The organism is Micromonospora sp. SL4-19, from assembly GCF_047921475.1.
Classification (GTDB): domain Bacteria; phylum Actinomycetota; class Actinomycetes; order Mycobacteriales; family Micromonosporaceae; genus Micromonospora.
The window spans coordinates 16154-34039 of record NZ_JBLROB010000038.1 but is presented as its reverse complement, the minus strand read 5'-3'; the positions used below and the strand labels follow the sequence as shown (position 1 = coordinate 34039).

The window sequence follows — 17886 nt, the reverse complement described above, 5'->3', positions numbered from 1 at the left end:
GTGAGACGGTTGTTTCGGTATCCGGCACTGGCACACCCCCAGGGTCAAGGCGAAACGCGGAGGCGACTTCCCGTTACCCACCCCGCGCTAACCCGATCATGCCTAACAGCCGGAGCACGAGACGCGCACCGAGGGGTTCCCCGTCGGTGAACGTTTGATTGCGCGTCCGCCCGGGGACAGCTCACGCAGTCTTCGGTAACGCGGCGGAGGGTCGAGGAATGCGCACGTGCCGGGTGGGACTGGTGGGGGCCGGCGGGGTGGCGCAACGCCACGTCCGGGTGTTGACGGGCTTCGAGGACGTGGAGCTTCTCGGGGTGACCGACGTCGCCGCGGAGGCGGCACGCGCGCTGGCCGGGGCGCACGGCGGCCGGGCCTTCGTCGACGTGGCGGACCTGCTCGCCGCCGGTCCGGACGCCGTGTACGTGTGCGTACCGCCGTTCGCGCACGGTCCGGTCGAGGAGATGGTGGTCGAGGCCGGCGTGCCGATGTTCGTGGAGAAGCCGGTGGCGGCGGACCTGGAGACCGCCGAGCGGATCGCCGTGCTGGTCGAGCGGCGGGGGCTGCTCACCGCGGTCGGCCACCACTGGCGTTACCTGCACGTGGTGCAGCAGGCCCGGGAACTGCTGGCCGACCGCCCGGTGCGGATGGTCAACGGGGCCTGGCTGGACAAGGTGCCGCCGGTGCCCTGGTGGGCCCGGCGCGACCGCTCCGGCGGCCCGGTCGTCGAACAGGCCGCGCACGTGCTGGACCTGGTGCGGCTGCTGGCCGGCGAGGCGACCGAGGTGACCGCGTACGCCGACGGCACCCCGCCGCCGGCGGAGGGCGCCGACATCGACTCGGTCACCGCGGCGACCCTGCGCTTCGCCTCCGGCGCGGTCGGCACCCTCGCCGCGGCCTGCGTGCTCACCTGGAAGCATCGGGCCGGCGTGGAGCTCCTCGCCGACGGGCTGGCGCTGTCGCTGGCCGAGGACGGCCTGCTGATCCGCGACGCCGACGGCGAGCGGCACCTGCCCGCGGACCCGGACGGCGCCCGGGTGGCCGTCGACCGGGCCTTCGTCGACGCGGTCCGCGGAATCGGCGACGACGTGCGGGTCCCGTACGCCGAGGCGTTGCGCACCCAGCGGCTGGCCGTCGCGGTGGCCGAGTCCGCGCGGACCGGGTGCGGCGTGGCGCTGCCCACCGGGCCGGCGGCGCGGCTCACCAGGCCGGTGGCCGACGCGGCGCCGGCCGAGGCGACCCTGCCGGGGGTGACCATCGATGCGTGACCGGGTGGTGGCGGTCACCGGACCGGGCGTGGTCGAGCTGGTCGAGCAGGAGGCGGCCGAGCTGCGCGAGGGCACCTTCCGGGTGGAGACCCGCTACAGCGGGGTCTCCGCCGGCACCGAGCTGAGTTACGTCAAGGGCACCAACCCGTATCTCAACGTCACCTGGAACGCCGATCTCGGGCTGTTCCAGCCGGGCGCGGCGAGCACGCCGTACCCGGTGACCCGGCTCGGCTACATGCAGGTCGGGCGGGTGGTGGAGAGCCGAACCCCGGCCGTCGACGTGGGCACGGTGGCGGCGATGGCCTACGGCCACCGCAGCGGGTACGTGGCCGACCCGCTCGCCGAGCGCTTCGTGCCGCTGCCCGACGACCTCGACCCGCTGCTCGGCGTCTATGTCGCGCACATGGGCCCGATCTGCGCCAACGGCCTGCTGCACGCCGCCGCCGACCTGTGCGGCGCCGACGTACGCTCGCTCGGCGACGGCGTGCGCGGCCGGCGGGTGGCGGTGGTCGGCAGTGGGGCGGTCGCCCTGCTCACCGCGCTCCTCGCCCGGCGGCACGGCGCCGCCACCGTGGTGGTCCTCGATCCCACCCCGGCGCGACGGGAGGTGGCCGAGGCGCTCGGCCTGGAAACCCTGGACCCGGAGGCGGACGACCCGGCGGCGGTGCTGAAGACCCGATGGAACCACGCCGCCGGCGACCGGGGCGCCGACGTGGTCTTCCAGTGCCGCGGCCAGGCCTGGGCGCTCCAGCTCGCGCTGCGGCTGCTGCGTCCCCAGGGCACCGTCATCGACCTGGCCTTCTACCAGGCCGGCGCGGACGAGGTCCGGTTCGGCGAGGAGTTCCATCACAACGGGCTGTCGCTGCGCTGCGCCCAGATCGGGCGGGTGCCCCGCGGGCTCGCCCCCACCTGGGACCGGGAGCGGCTCTCCGCCGAGACGATCGAGCTGCTGCGGCAGTACGGTGACCTGGTCCGCAAGCACCTCGTCTCCGCGATGGTGCCGCTGGCTGAGGCGCCGGCGCTGCTGGCCGAGCTGGCGCAGCGCCGCCGGCAGGAGCTCCAGGTGATCTTCACCGGCTGACCCGACCGGCGGGTGAGCCACCGGGCGGTCACCGGACAGACCCCCTGTGAACTGCGGAAACGGCCCCGAAGTTGGACACCCGTCGGCGCCGGGGCCGGTCGGGGGTCACAATCGGCTCCGGTTCGCGTACCGTTGCCGCTCATGGGTGTGTCGCAACGGTTGAAGAGCAGGTTCCGGCGGTTCCTCGAGCGCCCGGGGACGACGGTCGACCTGGCCCCGCTGGAGAGGCTGCTGCCGGCCGTCGAGGCCCGCGAGGCGGAGCTGGAGAAGCTCTCCGACGCCGAGCTGACCGAGGCCGCCGGGCAGGCCGAGGGATACGAGGAGATCTGCGCGATCGGCCGCGAGGCGGCCCGTCGCGGCCTCGACCAGCGGCCCTACGACGTCCAGCTGCTGGGCGCGATGGCGCTGCTCTCCGGCAAGGTCGCCGAGATGGCCACCGGTGAGGGCAAGACGCTCACCGCGACCATCGCCGCGTACGGCCACGTCCGGCTCGGCAACGGACCGGTCCACGTGCTCACCGTCAACGACTACCTGGCCCGCCGCGACGCCGAGTGGATGGGGCCGGTCTACGCCCTGCTCGGGCTCTCCGTCGGCTGGGTCAACGAGGCCTCCACGCCGGAGGAGCGGCGCGCCGCCTACGCCTGCGACGTCACCTACGTGTCGGTCAGCGAGGCCGGCTTCGACTTCCTGCGCGACCAGCTCGTCACCGACCTCGCCGACCGGGTCCAGCCGGTGCTGAAGACCGCGATCGTCGACGAGGCCGACTCGATCCTCATCGACGAGGCCCGGGTGCCGATGGTGCTCGCCGGCGCGGTGCCCGGCGAGCAGGACCCGGTGCACGCGGCCGCCGCGCTGGTGCGCGGCCTGCGTAAGGGCAAGCACTACACCGTCGCCGAGGACGGCCGCAGCGTCGCCTTCACCTCGGCCGGCCTGGCCACCGTCGAGGCCAAGCTCGGCGGGATCGACCTGTACGACGAGGAGCACGTCGGGCAGCTCTCCGCGGTCAACGTGGCGCTGCACGCCCACGCCCTGCTGCACCGGGACGTCGACTACATCGTCCGGGAGAAGTCGGTCGAGCTGATCGACGAGATGCGTGGCCGGGTGGCCCAGCGTCGGCGCTGGCCGGACGGGCTGCAGGCCGCGGTCGAGGCGAAGGAGGGCCTGGACGCGACGGCCGAGGGCGAGGTGCTGGGCACCATCACGGTGCAGGCGTACATCGCGCTCTACCCGAACGTCTGCGGGATGACCGCCACCGCGGTGCTCGTCGGCGACCAGCTCCGGGAGTTCTTCGGCCTCGAGGTGGCGGTGATCCCGCCGAACACCCCGTGCATCCGCGAGGACGAGCCGGACCGGATCTACGCCACCCGCGCCGAGAAGGAGGAGGCGCTGATCGACGAGATCAAGCGCTGCCACGAGGCGGGTCGCCCGGTGCTGGTCGGCACCCTGGACGTCAAGGAGTCCGAGGGCCTGGCGGCGGGGCTGCGGGCGGCGGGGGTCTCCTGCGTGGTCCTCAACGCCAAGAACGACGACGAGGAGGCGGCGATCATCGCCGAGGCCGGCGCCTACGGCTCGGTGACCGTCTCCACCCAGATGGCCGGCCGGGGTGTCGACATCCGCCTCGGCGGCAGCGACCAGGCCGACCGGGAACGGGTGGCCGACCTCGGCGGCCTCTACCTGATGGGCAGCGGCCGGCACGACAGCCGCCGGGTCGACGACCAGCTTCGCGGCCGGGCCGGCCGGCAGGGCGACCCCGGCGGCTCGGTCTTCTTCGTCAGCCTGGAGGACGACCTGGTCGTCCGGCACGCCGGCGACACCGTGCCGGCGTCCCCCCGGATGAACGCCGACGGCCTGGTCGCCGACCCTCAGGTCGACTACGCGGTGGAGCACGCCCAGCGGGTCGCCGAGGGCGTCAACCACGAGATCCACCGCAACACCTGGCGCTACAGCGTGGTGACCGAGCAGCAGCGCAAGGCCCTCGCCGAGCGCCGGGAGCGGCTCCTGACCAGCGACATCGCCGCGCTGATGCTGCTGGAGCGGGTGCCGGAGAAGGCCGGCGACATGGACGAGGACCTGCTCGCCGAGGTGGCCCGGTCGATCGCCCTCTATCACCTGGACCGGCTCTGGGCCGAGCACCTGGCCGAGCTCTCCGAGGTGCGTGAGGGTGTGCACCTGCGGGCGCTGGGCCGCCTCGACCCGCTGGACGAGTTCCACCGCAGTGCCGTCCCGGCGTTCAACGCGCTCGTCCCGGAGATCGAGACGCGGACCATCGCCACCTTCGAGGAGACCGAGTTCGACGAGGGCTGGGAGCCGGACGCCGCGAAGCTGGTCAGGCCGAGCGCCACCTGGACGTACCTGGTGCACGACAACCCGTTCGGCTCGGAGCTGGACCGGTTGATCGCGTCGGTGGGTCGCCGGCTGATCTCCGGGTCGCGCTGACCCGACCACGAGGGGTCCCTTCCCGCGTACGCGCCGGAAGGGACCCCTTTGCGTCGTTTCGAACCTGGTTTGCGAGGGTAGTAGGCCGGGGCTTTCGACTCAGGGAGAGGGAAGCGATGGCACAGGCAATGGCGCCGGACGGGGGCACCGCGCGGTCCTACGCGGAGGTGGCAGGGGCCGTGGCCCGGTGAACCTGGACACGCAGGAGCCGACGTTCGACACGCTCGGGGTGCTGGAGACCGCCGCGCTGCTGCGCGAGCTGACCGCCGGCCTCATCGCGGCCACCGACTTCGACGAGGCGTTGACCCGGCTGGTCCGCATCGCGCGGGACGCCGTGCCCGGGGTCGACTGCTGCGGCTTCACCGCGCTGCGGGCCGGTGAGCCCGCCGGGGTGGCCGCCTCCGACGCCGACCGGGCCGAGCTGGACGACCTCCGGCTCGGCCCCGACACGCCGGCGATGGCGGCGATCCGGCGCCGCGAGATGATCACCGCGCCCGACCTCGATCAGGAGGCGCCCTGGCCGGCATGGGCCGACCGGGCCCGGGGCCTCGGTGTGCGGGGGGTGATCTCCGCGCCGGTCGACGTGGACGAGCAGGTGATCGGCGCGATCAACCTGTACGCCGAGTCCGCCCATGCGCTCACCACCCGGCACCAGCTCACCGCGATGCTGCTCGCCGAGCACGCCGGGCTGCTGCTCGCCGCCGTCCGGGACCGGGAGCGACAGGTCGCCCAGGCCGGTCAGCTCGACTCGGCGTTGCTGGAGGAGGGGGTCGTCGGGCAGGCCGTCGGCGTGATCATGACCCAGCGCGGCTGCCCGGCGCCGGAGGCCCTGGACGTGCTCCGCGCCGCCGCCTCCTCGTTGGACATACCGCTGCGCGAGGTGGCCGAGCGCCTGGTGCTCACCGTCTCCCGCCCTCGGGACAACTGAGCGACAGTCGTTTCGGCCCGGTGGGCCTCGGGTAGCACCCTGGACTGGTGAGCCGCACCGACCTGGGGAGGAACCGATGGAGAGCCGACTGCGGGTGCAGGGGCAGCCCGTCCAACCGATGCTGGTGACGTTCCCGTTCGGACTCTTCGTCAGTGCCGCCGTCTTCGACCTGGCCGACATCGCCGGCGGCCCGGCGTTCCTCGGCGAGGTGGGCTACTGGACCGCCGTCGCCGCCCTGGTCGCCGCCGCGCTCACCACCGTCGCCGGGATGGTCGACCTGTGGGACGTGGGCTCCGGCCGGATCCGCCGTACCGCGATCACCTTCAACCTGGTCAACGCCGCGATGGCCGCACTGTTCCTGCTCATCTGCCTGATCCGGGCGCAGGCGCCGCAGCGCGGCGCGACCGGTGGCGAGCTCGTCACCGAGCTGCTCGCGCTGGCCGTCGGCGCGGTCGGGGTGCGCCTCGGCGCCCGGCTGATGCGCCAGTTCGACCGCGGCCGCGCCGCCGAGGCGAGCGGCCTGGAGGCGCTCGCCGACCTCCCCGGCTCCACCGTGGAGATCATCCGCCCGCCGACCTGACGCGGTTCCGGTTGGATCCGTTGGCAATCCGGCGCCGCACGCGCGTCACCTACCGGCAGGGCGCGGGTCTCCACCCCGCGGTGGCCGCGTGTGTCGCCGCGCTCCACGCCTCCGCCAGCACCTTTCCCGGCAGCGGCTGACGCCCGGGAACTGTTCCAGGGCCGACGGCGCAGCGGCCGAGGCCGCGCCGGCCGTGAACGGTCATGGCGCGACCGGACGACGTGGACGATGATGCCGAGAATGAGCCTCGTCACCCGACTCGCCCTCGTGGGCGACCGGCATCTCGACAATGCCGGGCATGCACCGGTGGTCCGCGCGATCGCGAGTTTGACCGTGACCGGCGGCCTGACGATCGACGCGACCTGGATCCCGACGGCCCAGGCCCACGGCGGCCTCGACGACTACGACGGGGTCTGGCTCGTCGGCAGCCCGTACGAGACCGAGGCAGGCGTGATCGCTGCCGCAGGTGCCGCCCGCCGAGGCGGTATCCCCCTCCTGGGAACCTGCGGCGGCCTTCAGTTGGCCGTCATCGAGTTTGCGATGCAGGTTGCCGGCCTGACGGAAGAGGACGTCCTGGTTCCACTCTCCTGCAGCGTTGGCGGCAACGAATGCCGAGTCCGCGCCACCAGCGGCTCGCTCTTCGAGCGGGCCCTGGGCGCGAGCCGGACCGTCGAGCGCTACCACTGCTCCTACGGCCTGAACCCGGAGACGATGCGGGTGCTGACCGGGCACGGGATGCGGTTCACCGGCTTCGACGACGACGGTTTGACACGGGTCGCCGAACTCCCGGCGCACCCGTTCTTCCTCGGCACGCTCTTCCAGCCTGAACTCGCCGAGCGGGCCGACCCCCACCCGATCATCCAGGCCTGGGCCACTGCCGCCATGGCCCGGACCGGCCTGCGGGCTGGCCGATAGCTCCACCGATGCCCGGTGACCAGCGGTGCCGGTGCCGATCGGCGGGCCCAAATCACCTTGCTGCGGCCTGCTGGGTGGGAGCAGGCTCGCCGGATGAGCGGGAACGAGGATTTCGAAGACCTGATCGCCGAGGGCGCGGCGGTGCCGGTCGAGGGCTGGGACTTCTCCTGGCTCGCCGGACGGGCCAGCGAGGAGCGTCCGCCCTGGGGGTACGCCCGCCTGGTCGGTGCCCGGATGGCCACCGTCGACGCCGCGTTGGACGTCGACACCGGCGGGGGAGAGGTGCTGGCCGAGGTGCCGAGCCCGCCACCGTTGCTGGTCGCCACCGAGGCCTGGCCGCCGAACGTCGCGGTCGCCCGGCGTACGCTGCGCCGCGTCGGCGCGAGCGTCGTGCGGGTGGCGGAGGAGCCGTCGCTGCCGTTCCGCGACGGCTCGTTCGACCTGGTGGTGAGCCGGCACCCGGTGCAGACCTGGTGGGACGAGATCGCCCGGGTGCTGCGCCCCGGCGGGAGCTACCTCTCCCAGCAGATCGGCGCCGGCACGGTCCGCGAGTTGAGCGAGGCGTTCCTCGGCCCACTCCCGGCGCCGACCGCGCGCCACCCGGAGCAGGCGGTCGCGGCTGCGGAGGCCGCCGGGCTGACCGTGGTGGACCTGCGTACGGCCACCCTGCGGGCGGTCTTCCACGACATCGCCGCGGTGGTCTACTTCCTGCGCAAGGTGATCTGGACGGTCCCCGGCTTCACCGTCGACCGCTACCGCCCCGAGCTGCGCCGCCTGCACGACCGCATCCGCGCCGAGGGCCCCTTCGTCGCCCACGCCCAGCGCTTCCTCATCGAAGCCCGCCACCCCTGACGCCCCGCCCGCATGAAGGTGGCGCGGGCGGGGCGCGGAGTTGGGCCAGGGCGGTCAGTGGGCGGCGGCGTGGTGGGCGGCGAGCACGTCGGCGCCGAAGTCGCTGGCCGGACGGCGCAGCACCGTGTGCGCGTGGTTGCCGTCCTCGGTGGTGTTGTCGTACTCGATCAGCAGGTCGTCGCCCTGGATCCGGTAGTAGTGCCGCTGCCCGGGACGGGTCGGGCCGGCCCAGGCGAAGTGCAGCTCCCCGCCGTCGAGCCGGCCCGCCTCGCGGGCGGCCAGCTCCGGCGGGAGCCGGTCCAGGTAGAGCGCGACGAGCTGGTCGAGCAGCGCCCGGCCGGTCGGGCCGAGCCGGTCGCGGGGGACGCCGAGCGGGTCGAGCCGGCCGGGGGCGGCCGGCCGGGTGGCGCTGATGATGTCGGCCGGCGCCTCGTCGGCGACGATCGCCGCGGCCCGTCCCGCGGATCCGAGCGCGTCGAGCAGCTCGCGGGCCAGGTCCTCCTCGGGGCCGAGCGGTCGGGAGACCGGGCGGCCGGCGTGCCGGACGGTGGCCGGGTTGGCGCCGAGGAACAGCGGGGCGGGGGAGACCTGGTCGTCGACGACGGTCATGCTCACCGACAGGTGGTGCCCCTCGAACCGCCATCCCCACCGGTCGTCCCGGCCCGGGTCGCCGAAGACGGCCACCCAGTAGTCGCCGCTGTGCCGGCCGCGCCGCCAGCCCTCCGCCCGGTCGAGCACCTCCTCCAGCGCGACGACCGCCATCGCCTGGGCGTACGCGGCGGGGCTGAGCGCGGTGGCGAGCAGGCGGTGGGCGGCCTTGCGCGCGGTGAGGTCCAGGTCGGCGAGGCTCACCCCGGGCCGGGGCCGGGGTCGGTACTCCAGCCATCGCCGGGCCGGGTCGTCGTCGAAATCGTGCCGGGCACGTTGCCGGGCCGGGTCGTCGAGCGCCGCCAGCAGGGCACCGGCCGCCGCGCGCATCTGCTCGGGTACGGGATCCTCCACCGCCTCTGTATACCGCTCGGCCGGCACCCGCGCCGGACCTGCCCGGGTGTCGGCCCGCCGGGCCTGGTCGCTCGGGCCCGGCAGCGTGCGTCCGCGGTACGGCGGCGCCCGTCGACTGGTGCGATCATCCACGGCCCCCGCCTGGTAGCTTGCCGACCCGGCACGGGAGGAATGGATGAACGATCAGGTGTACGTCGGCAACGCCGGCGTGGACGGGGCGACCGACGCCGGCTGGCTGCTCGGCCACTTCAAGCCGTCCGGGGACGTCCGGTACAGCACCGAGGTCGAGGTGAAGTGGGGCGTGCACCCGGCGGGGGAGACCCGCTCGCAGTGGGCCACGGGCGAGCGACGGACCGCCCTGTTGGTGCTGATCAGCGGCGCGTTCCGGATCGAGCTGCGGGACCGGACGGTGGTGCTGCGCGAACCCGGGGACTACGTGGTGTGGGGCCGGGGCGTGGACCATTCCTGGTACGCCGAGCGGGAGTCGGTGGTGCTCACCGTCCGCTGGCCCTCGGTGCCCGGCTACCGGGTGGCCCCACCCGTGCGGCGCTGACGGCGGGCGCCCCCATGACCGGGCGTCCCAGCATTCGGTATTACCTACTAAACCTATAGGGTTTACCTTCTATGGTGAGGGGCATGCGCCGCTTCGCACCCGTGAGGACGACCCGCCGATGACCCGCACCGACCCGTCCGACCTGCTCGCTGTCGCCGCCGGCTGGGCCGACCCCGCCGGCTGGCCGGTCCGGCTCCGCTTCGATCCGGCCGAGCGGTGGTACGCGCGCCTGGCCGTCGACCACGACCACGAGGTGTGGGCGCTGAGCTGGCTGCCCGGGCAGGGCACCGACCTGCACGACCACGGCGGCTCCGCCGGAGCCTTCCTGGTCGTCGCCGGCACCCTCACCGAGGAGACGGTCAGCGGCGCTCGGCTGCGCCCGCACCGGCTCGCTGCCGGCGCCGGCCGGCGCTTCGGGGCCCGCCACGTGCACGCCGTCACCAACCGCGGCGACCGGCCGGCGGTCAGCGTGCACGTCTACCGGCCCGCGCTCCGCCGGATGACCCACTATCGCCTCGTCGCCGGACGGCTCCGGGTCGCCGACGTGGCCAAGGCCGGGACTGCCTGGTGAGCCGACCCGCCTCCCGACCGCCGACATCCATCTGAACGAAGGACATGACGATGCCGCAGACCCCGACCCGCACCGAGAGCTGTCCGGTCCCGCCGCCCGGCTCGCGGGGTGTCGACGAGATCCTCGCCGCCGCCCGCGCCCGGCTGCGCCGCCTCGATCCCGAGCAGGCCCACCTCGCCTGCCGCGGCGGGGCGCTGCTGGTGGACATCCGCCCGGCCGGTCAGCGCGCCGCGCACGGCACCGTTCCGGGCGCCCTGGCCGTGGAACGCAACGTCCTCGAGTGGCGGTTCGACCCGCGCTGCCCGGCCCGGCTGCCCCAGGCCGTCGACTACGACCTGCCGGTGGTGATCCTCTGCCAGGAGGGCTACACCTCCTCGCTGGCCGCCGCCGCGCTCCAGGACCTCGGCCTGCACCGGGCCACCGACGTGGTCGGCGGGTTCGCCGCCTGGCGCATCGCCGGGCTGCCCACCCTCGGCCCCACCCCGCCGCACCGCCCCTCGTCCGCCGCGCCCCCGGTAACCGCCGGCCGGGTGCCCCGCTGATCGCCCCGCCGCACCGGCGTGCCGGGTGCGACCGCCCGCCCAGGAGGCTCCATGTCCGTCGTCGCCACCTCCCCGCGCCCGCACCGGCCCGGCCGGATCCGGCCGCCCAGGCCCCGCACTGCGCCGACCCTGACCATCACCCTCGACCTGGGCACCGCCGCGCCGACGCCCGGCCTGGCCCGGTTGATCGACCTGCTCGACGAACTCGCCGCATCCGGCGCGGGGGTGCTGCGGCCCGCGGAACATGAGGCCGCTCAGGCCGCGACCGACCTGCGCCCGGCCGCGCGGGTCGCGCCGGCCGAGGAGCCTGACGTGGTACGCATCCTGGCCGGCAGCCGGGTGGTCCGCCGGGGCGACGAGGTGGTCCCGCTGACCCGGATCGAGTACGACCTGCTGGTCTTCCTCGCCGAACGTCCCCGGCGGGTGTTCACCCGGCTGCAGCTGCTCGCCCACGTCTGGGGGTACGAACACGCCGGGGCCCGCACCGTGGATGTCCACGTGCGCCGGTTGCGGGCCAAGCTCGGCGCCGGCGCACCGTTGGTGACCACCGTCCGTGGCGTCGGCTACCGGCTCGCCGACAACGCGCGGATCGTGCTCGATCGCGCGCACTGAGCGGACGGCGGGTCGTCGCGCGGCGTACCCGGCCCGGGTGCGCCGCGCTCACGTTGGCGGCAGCCGACGCGCGCCACCGCCTACTGTGAACCGGGCGGGGACCCCCCGTAACGGGTCATCTCGCCGCTCTGCTGTAATCATCTGGCCTCGTACGCAGAGCGAGCATTCGGCTCCGATGTGTTGGCCAATTGTCACGTTCACGCAACGCGGCCGCCTCTTGACCCTAGCACAGGCGCCGGGAAGCATCGATGAAGCGGCGCCCCGGGCCGTGGGGAACACCCGGACCAGCCAAGGAGGAGCATGTCGGTCAGCCCCGCCTCGCCGCGCGCCGGATGGCATACGTCCCAACCCGCGGTTCCCGGTCGGCCCCCCGGTGGCCAGCGTCGCCCCGCCAGCACCGTCACACCCGTGCTCACCGTGACCCTCGACATCCCGCTGGTCGGGGAGGAGTCACTGAGCCCGGCCGCCCGGCGGCTGCTGGAGGCCGCCCACGAGCTGCTGGAACGCGGCGACGCCGTGATCTCAGGGGGGAGCGTTCCGGCGGAGCGGCGGCCCGACCCGGTGCCGGCCGGGCGATCCCCGGCCCGGCCGCTCGCGCCGGCCATCCCGACCCTGCACATCCTGGCCGCGTCCCGGTCCGTGCTGCGCGACGGTGAGCCGCTGCCGCTCACCCGGCTGGAGTTCGACCTGTTGCTGCACCTGGTCGCCCATCCCCGTCGGGTGTTCACCCGGCTGCAACTGCTCAACGCCGTCTGGGGCTACGAGCACGCCGGTGTCCGCACGGTCGACGTGCACGTGCGCCGGCTGCGCGGCAAGGTCGGGGTGGACGTCCCGCTGGTCACCACCGTCTACGGTGTCGGCTACCGGCTCGCCGACGACGCCTGCGTCACCATCGACCGCACCGGTTAACCCGGTACCGGCCCGCCGGCGCCCGTCCCGGAGGAGCCCGGATCACCCGACCGATCGGCGTGGCCGCCGGCCCGGCGGCCGGGCACGATGGTCGGGTGCGCGTCCGTCCGATCACGCCCCAACGACTCGTCACCGAGTTGGCCGACCGGCTCGCCGGCACCGCCGTACCCGGCCGACTGCGGGTGGCCGTCGACGGCCCGCCGGCCGCCGACCCGGACGCGCTCGCCGCCGCCCTGGTCGACCCGCTGCGCGCCTCGGGGCGTCCGGTGCTGCACGTACGCGCCGCCGGCTTCCTCCGGCCCGCCTCGGTCCGCCTCGAGCACGGCCGGACCAACCCGGACGCGTACTACGAGGGCTGGCTCGACGAGCCCGGGCTGCGCCGGGAGGTGCTCGACCCGGCCGGGCCCGACGGCTCGGGGCGGCTGCTGCCGTCGCTCTGGGACGCCGCCACCGACCGGGCCAGCCGGGCGGCGTACGTCGAGCTGCCGTCCGGCGGGGTGGTGCTGGTCAGCGGGTCGCTGCTGCTCGGCGGCGGGCTGCCGTTCGACGTCACCGTGCACGTGGAGCTCTCCCCGGCCGCGCTGGACCGGCGGACCGACCCCGGGCTGCGTTGGACCCTGCCCGCCTTCGCCCGGTACGCCGACGAGGTGGCCCCCGCCTCCTTCGCCGACGTGGTGGTCCGCGCCGACGACCCGCGGCACCCGGCGCTGGTCGAGGCCGCCTGACCCCGATCCGGACACCGTCCGCTTCCCGGCTTCGTCGTGGGCGAACGGCTTGCCGCCGGACACCCCGGCACGGACCTGGCGGCGCAACTGTGCACGAACGCGATGGAAGAACCCCGAAATCCCCGGTTTGATCCTCGGCGGCGCCGGGTAATCGCCCGGCTCACAGCGCACGGGTGAGCGCGCCCGTGCATTCATCGGAATCCGGTCCGGGGCGGAACCGCCCCGGACCGCTATCAGGCCCCAGGAAAGGCAGGCAGCGATGCTCGTCCGAGACACGACAGCCACGGGCCGCTCCCAGGCGGAGGTCGACCAGATCCGGCAGTCCCTGCGGTCGCGGTACGACGAGCTGACCGCGGAGTACGAGCAGGCGGTGCTGCAGAGCCAGGTGCTCCGGCTGGTCGAGATCGGTGACACCGCCGGCGACGACCAGGCCGACAGCGGCACCAAGACCGCCGAGCGGGACACCGCCCAGTCCCTGCTGCGCAGCATCCTGGACCGACGCGCTCAGTTCGAGCACGCGCTCACCCGACTGGACGAGGGCACGTACGGCTTCTGCGAGGGCTGCTCCGCGCCGATTCCGGTGGAACGGCTGGAGATCTTCCCGTCCGCCACGTCCTGTGTGACCTGCAAGCAGAACCGGGAGCGGCGGGCGGCCTGAGCGGCGGCCCGGGTTGCCGGTCGGTCCCGTACCCGGTGGACTCGCCGTATGGGTGAGATGAAGGTGGGCACCGCGTCGTGGACCGACCGGACGCTGCTCGACTCCGGCTGGTACCCCCAGACCGCGGACACCCCGGAGAAGCGGCTGGCGTACTACGCCCGGCAGTTCCCGCTGGTCGAGGTGGACGCCACCTACTACTCGCCGCCCGCCGAGCGGACGGCGCGGCTCTGGGCGGAGCGCACCCCGCCCGGCTTCACCTTCAACGTCAAGGCGTTCAGCCTGCTGACCGGCCACCCGACCCGGCTCGCGTCGCTCTACAAGGACCTGCGACCGGACACCGAGAAGAAGAACCTCTACCCGGACGACCTGCCGCCGCAGGCGTACGAGGAGGTCTGGACCCGGTTCCTGTCCGCCCTCGACCCGCTGGTCGAGGCGGGCAAGCTGGGCGCGATCCTGTTCCAGTTCCCGCCCTGGTTCACCCTCAAGCGGGACAACAAGCAGTACCTGCTCGAGGTGGCGAGGCGGTGCGCCCCACTGCGCCCGGTCTTCGAGTTCCGGCACGCCTCCTGGTTCGCCGGCGACAACGCCGAGGAGACGCTCGGCTTTCTCCGTACGCACCGGCTGCCGTTCGTCTGCGTCGACATGCCGCAGGGCCACAGGTCGTCGGTGCCCCCGGTGCTGGCGGCCACCGCGGACCTCGCGGTGGTCCGCTTCCACGGCCACAGCGACAAGTGGACCAGCAAGGACATCCACGAGAAGTTCGGCTACGACTACTCCGAACGGGAGCTGCGGGACTGGGCGCCCCGGCTGCGCGAGCTGGCCGGCGAGGCCGAGCAGACCCACGTGCTGATGAACAACTGCTACCGCGACTACGCCCAGCGCAACGGCCAGCGGTTGCAGGCCCTGCTCGGCGAAGACTGACGGCGTAATCACCCGATCGGGGTGAGGCCGGCTCACCCGGTTCACGACCAGCCTGGACGGTGTGTGCGGTCCGTCGACCGACGCGACCGCGAGGCCGACAGGAGGTGGGCCATGACGGTGCGGGTCGTAGCGGATCGACGCCGCGGCGGGGTGCTGCACGTGGTCGGGAGGTCCGACCCGCCCCGGCGGGGTGCACGGCCCGGTCGGTTCAGCCCGACCCGGCTGTGGCGGGGGCCCAGTGGCCCGCCGCGACGTACCGACGACCGACGCTGGGAAACCGACGCACGGGGGTGGGCAGATGGCTGAGCAGATGATTTCCGCGTTCGAGTCCTCGCTGGACAAGACGAACGTGATCCTCAAGGAGATCGAGCAGGCGTACGGCTGGCCGAAGGAGCACCGGAACCAGTCCTACGCGGCGCTGCGCACGGTGCTGCACCTGCTGCGGGACCGGATGCCGGTGCAGGAGAGCGCCGAGTTCGCCCAGCAGTTGCCGGTGCTGCTGCGCGGCATCTACTTCGAGGGCTGGCAGCCGGAGAACGTGCCGATCAAGTTGAACCGCGACGACTTCCTCTACGAGGTCCGCCAGGGTTTCCCGTACGACGTGGAGGGCGGGCCGCAGCGGGTGGTGCAGGTCGTGCTCGACACCTTGCGCCGGCACGTCAACCAGGGCGAGTGGCAGGACGTGAAGTCGTCCATGCCGCAGGACATCAGCCGGATGATTCCGTGACCGACGCCGTTCCGGCCCGCTCCGCCTGACCGGTGGGGCGGGCCGTCGGCGTGCGCTCGACGGACCGTTCACCAGGAGTTCAGGCGGAAGACCTCGAAGGCGGCGCCGTACCGGACGCCCAGGCGGGTGCCGGCCGGCCGGGCCAGCCCTTCGAGGAACTCCTCCGCGTCGAAGCCGCCGTCGCCGAGACCGCTCAGGTACGCCCCGTGCGCCCGCAGCGATGCCACGCCCCGGTCGAAGGTGGCCGTCACGTCCACCCCGTGCCGGGCCCGCGGCGAGGCGGCCGCCCACACCTCGCGTACCCCGTTCCACGGCTCGACGCCGTCCACCAGCTGCTCCGGGAAGATCCACCGGTTGCCGGCGTCGCGGACCGCGTCCAGCACCGCCCGGCCGCAGGCGATGTGGTCGGCCTGGTTGAGCGCGTACGCCCCGTCCCAGGTGTCCCGGAAGTTGTTGGTGATGACGATGTCGGGGCGGTGCCGGCGGACCACTGCGGCGACCTCCCGGCGCAGCGCGACGCCGTACTCCAGCAGCCCGTCGGGGAGGCCGAGGAAGTCCACCTCGCGCACCCCGACCACCGCCGCCGAGGCGCGCTGCTCCTCCTCCCGCAGCACCCGGCTGCGCTCCGGCGGCATCCCGTCGATGCCCGCCTCGCCGCTGGTGAGCAGGCAGTAGGCGACCTCCCGGCCCTGCCCGGTCCAGCGGGCCACCGCGGCGGCCGCGCCGAACTCCAGGTCGTCCGGGTGGGCCACCACGGCGAGCGCCCGCTGCCAGTCCTCGGCCAGCGGCGTCAATGGTTCCGGCTGCCCCACGGCCACCTCCCTCCCGCGACCCGTCCCCGCCATCCTGGCACCGAACGGCGGTGCCCACCGACCCGTGGCCGGGTGACGTGCTGACGGGCGGCCGGGCCGGGCGAAGTGTCCGTCTCGCCGGGCTCCGGCGTCTACGGTGTGTTAGAGAAGATCGCGCGTGGGGTACCACCCGCTGCACGAGGAACCCCGCGGACGACGGGGCCGCACACCCGAGGGAGCACCATGGCACTCAACGACGACGACATGCAGACCACGGGCGGCGGCGGGCTCGAGGGTCCGGCCGACGGTGGCGCGACCCCGGGCCATCAGGACGGGGGCGCGGACGGCGGCGCGGACCGCGGCGCGGAGCGCGGGGCCGACCGCGGTGCCGACCGGGGCGCCGAGGGTCCGGCCGACGGTGGCGCCACCCCGGGCAAGCAGGACGGTGGCGCGGACGGTGGTGCCGAGGGTCCGGCCGACGGTGGCGCGACCCCGGGTCAGCGTGACGGTGGCGCCGACGGCAGCGCCGGCTGACCACGCCATGACGCGTATCGACCCGCCGGGCGGCGACTGCCGCCCGGCGGTTGCGTCTGACGCGACCGCGGCCCTGGCCCGCTGCGTGGCCGTGGACCCGGCCAAGTTCGCCGCCGACCACTGGGGGCGCAGTCCGCTGCTGTCCCGGGCGGCCGAGCTACCCAACCGGGACGGCTTCACCGAGCTGTTCAGCCCCGCCGACGCCGACGAACTGCTCAGCCGCCGCGGCCTGCGTACTCCGTTCCTGCGGGTGGCCAAGGGCGGCGAGCTGGTGCCGGCGGCGAGCTACACCGGTGGCGGCGGCGCCGGCGCCGAGATAGACGACCAGGTCCTCGACGAGAAGGTCCTCCGGCTGTACGCCGACGGTGCGACCCTGGTCCTCCAGGGTCTGCACCGGATCTGGCCGGCGCTGGTCGACCTCGCCCGTGACCTGGGCGCCGCCCTCGCCCAGCCGGTGCAGGTCAACGCCTACCTGACCCCGGCCGGGAGCCAGGGTTTCGCCACCCACTACGACACGCACGACGTCTTCGTGCTCCAGGTCGACGGCCGCAAGCACTGGCGGATCCACCCGCCCGTGCTGCCCGACCCGCTGGAGAAGCAGCCCTGGGGCGGGCGGGCCGACGAGGTCTCCGCCACCGCCGAGGGCCGGCCCGCGCTGGACGTGGTGCTCGCCCCGGGCGATGCGCTCTACCTGCCCCGCGGCTGGCTGCACAGCGCCCGGGCACAGGAGTCCAGCTCGCTGCACCTGACCGTGGGCATCCGGGCGTTGACCCGGTACGCCCTGGTCGAGGAGCTGCTGACCCTCGCCGCCGAGGACCCCCGGCTGCGCGCCGGGCTGCCCTTCGGCGTCGACGTGGCCGACCCCGACGCCGTCGAGCCGGAGCTGACCGAGACGGTGGAGGCGCTGCGCGACTGGCTGCTGCGGGCCGACCCGAGCGCGGTGGCCGCCCGGTTGCGGGACCGGGCCTGGCCGGCCGGCCGGCCGGCACCCATCCGCCCCCTGGCCCAGGCCGCCGCGCTGGCCGCGCTGAACGCGGACAGCCGGGTCGCCGTGCGGGAGGGCCTGCGCTGGCAGCTCACCACGACCGGCGACGACGGCAGTGTGGTGCTGCGCCTGTTCGACCGCACCATCACCCTGCCCGGCACCTGCGAGCCGGCGCTGCGCACCGTGCTCACCGGCGAGGTGACCCGGGTCGGCGACCTGCCCGGCCTCGACGACGACGCCGACCGACTGGTCCTGGCCCGCCGCCTCCTGAAGGAAGCCGTCCTCACCCCCGCCTGAAC

The 17886-nt window shown here is 74.2% G+C and carries 20 protein-coding genes; 18 read left to right on the top strand and 2 right to left on the bottom strand.

What is annotated here, in order from left to right; genetic code table 11:
* The first annotated feature begins 218 nt into the window (after nt 1–218).
* The 7 genes from ACNAVT_RS28610 (at nt 219) to ACNAVT_RS28580 (ending at nt 8057) form a co-directional block, all read left to right on the top strand.
* Entirely contained in the window at nt 219–1265 is a 1047-nt protein-coding gene (locus ACNAVT_RS28610; protein WP_416300691.1) for a Gfo/Idh/MocA family protein, read from the top strand.
* Nucleotides 1258–2346: a zinc-binding dehydrogenase gene (locus ACNAVT_RS28605; RefSeq protein ID WP_416300689.1), complete on the top strand. Its 1089-nt coding sequence runs from the start codon at nt 1258–1260 to the stop codon at nt 2344–2346. The genes ACNAVT_RS28610 and ACNAVT_RS28605 overlap by 8 nt, the downstream gene beginning before the upstream one ends.
* Nucleotides 2347–2487: 141 nt before the next feature.
* Complete coding sequence (gene secA2, locus ACNAVT_RS28600; RefSeq protein WP_416300688.1) at nt 2488–4782, top strand: accessory Sec system translocase SecA2; 2295 nt, start codon at nt 2488–2490, stop codon at nt 4780–4782.
* A 187-nt stretch (nt 4783–4969) separates the two neighbouring features.
* A complete protein-coding gene (locus ACNAVT_RS28595; protein ID WP_416300686.1) occupies nt 4970–5710 on the top strand; it encodes a GAF and ANTAR domain-containing protein in 741 nt (246 codons plus the stop codon).
* Nucleotides 5711–5786: 76 nt separating this feature from the next.
* A complete protein-coding gene (locus ACNAVT_RS28590) occupies nt 5787–6290 on the top strand; it encodes a DUF2231 domain-containing protein (RefSeq protein WP_416300684.1) in 504 nt (167 codons plus the stop codon).
* A gap of 90 nt (nt 6291–6380) precedes the next feature.
* Nucleotides 6381–7205, top strand: a complete 825-nt coding sequence (locus ACNAVT_RS28585) for a glutamine amidotransferase-related protein (protein WP_416300682.1) — start codon at nt 6381–6383, stop codon at nt 7203–7205.
* 93 nt (nt 7206–7298) lie between these two features.
* A complete protein-coding gene (locus ACNAVT_RS28580; protein WP_416300681.1) occupies nt 7299–8057 on the top strand; it encodes a class I SAM-dependent methyltransferase in 759 nt (252 codons plus the stop codon).
* 54 nt (nt 8058–8111) lie between these two features.
* Here the strand turns inward: ACNAVT_RS28580 and ACNAVT_RS28575 are convergent, their stop codons facing one another.
* A complete protein-coding gene (locus tag ACNAVT_RS28575) occupies nt 8112–9035 on the bottom strand; it encodes a DUF3500 domain-containing protein (RefSeq protein WP_416300711.1) in 924 nt (307 codons plus the stop codon).
* Nucleotides 9036–9234: 199 nt separating this feature from the next.
* Between ACNAVT_RS28575 and ACNAVT_RS28570 the strand changes: the two genes are divergently transcribed.
* From ACNAVT_RS28570 to ACNAVT_RS28530, 9 genes are all read left to right on the top strand, one after another.
* Nucleotides 9235–9612 (top strand): signal peptidase I, encoded by a 378-nt coding sequence (locus ACNAVT_RS28570; protein WP_416300679.1) that lies wholly within the window; start codon nt 9235–9237, stop codon nt 9610–9612.
* A gap of 118 nt (nt 9613–9730) precedes the next feature.
* Nucleotides 9731–10183, top strand: coding sequence for a cysteine dioxygenase (locus tag ACNAVT_RS28565; RefSeq protein ID WP_416300677.1), 453 nt, complete (start codon nt 9731–9733; stop codon nt 10181–10183).
* A 50-nt stretch (nt 10184–10233) separates the two neighbouring features.
* A complete protein-coding gene (locus tag ACNAVT_RS28560; protein WP_416300675.1) occupies nt 10234–10725 on the top strand; it encodes a rhodanese-like domain-containing protein in 492 nt (163 codons plus the stop codon).
* Nucleotides 10726–10776: 51 nt separating this feature from the next.
* Nucleotides 10777–11337, top strand: coding sequence for a winged helix-turn-helix domain-containing protein (locus ACNAVT_RS28555; RefSeq protein ID WP_416300674.1), 561 nt, complete (start codon nt 10777–10779; stop codon nt 11335–11337).
* A gap of 300 nt (nt 11338–11637) precedes the next feature.
* Nucleotides 11638–12246 (top strand): winged helix-turn-helix domain-containing protein, encoded by a 609-nt coding sequence (locus ACNAVT_RS28550; protein ID WP_416300672.1) that lies wholly within the window; start codon nt 11638–11640, stop codon nt 12244–12246.
* 95 nt (nt 12247–12341) lie between these two features.
* Entirely contained in the window at nt 12342–12971 is a 630-nt protein-coding gene (locus tag ACNAVT_RS28545) for a uridine kinase (protein ID WP_416300670.1), read from the top strand.
* A 259-nt stretch (nt 12972–13230) separates the two neighbouring features.
* On the top strand, nt 13231–13629 hold the full coding sequence (locus ACNAVT_RS28540) for a TraR/DksA family transcriptional regulator (RefSeq protein WP_416300668.1): 399 nt from the start codon (nt 13231–13233) through the stop codon (nt 13627–13629).
* A gap of 48 nt (nt 13630–13677) precedes the next feature.
* Nucleotides 13678–14550: a DUF72 domain-containing protein gene (locus ACNAVT_RS28535; protein ID WP_416300666.1), complete on the top strand. Its 873-nt coding sequence runs from the start codon at nt 13678–13680 to the stop codon at nt 14548–14550.
* 298 nt (nt 14551–14848) lie between these two features.
* The gene (locus tag ACNAVT_RS28530; RefSeq protein ID WP_416300665.1) at nt 14849–15277 is read left to right on the top strand and encodes a DUF2267 domain-containing protein; all 429 of its coding nucleotides are present in this window, start codon (nt 14849–14851) and stop codon (nt 15275–15277) included.
* Between the two features lie 68 nt (nt 15278–15345).
* On the opposite strand, the gene ACNAVT_RS28525 is transcribed toward ACNAVT_RS28530, so the two are convergent.
* Nucleotides 15346–16089 (bottom strand): PIG-L deacetylase family protein, encoded by a 744-nt coding sequence (locus ACNAVT_RS28525; RefSeq protein ID WP_416300663.1) that lies wholly within the window; start codon nt 16087–16089, stop codon nt 15346–15348.
* A gap of 222 nt (nt 16090–16311) precedes the next feature.
* On the opposite strand from ACNAVT_RS28525, the gene ACNAVT_RS28520 reads away from it, so the two are divergent.
* Entirely contained in the window at nt 16312–16602 is a 291-nt protein-coding gene (locus ACNAVT_RS28520; protein WP_416300662.1) for a hypothetical protein, read from the top strand.
* Between the two features lie 7 nt (nt 16603–16609).
* Entirely contained in the window at nt 16610–17884 is a 1275-nt protein-coding gene (locus ACNAVT_RS28515; RefSeq protein ID WP_416300660.1) for a cupin domain-containing protein, read from the top strand.
* Nucleotides 17885–17886: the final 2 nt, after the last annotated feature.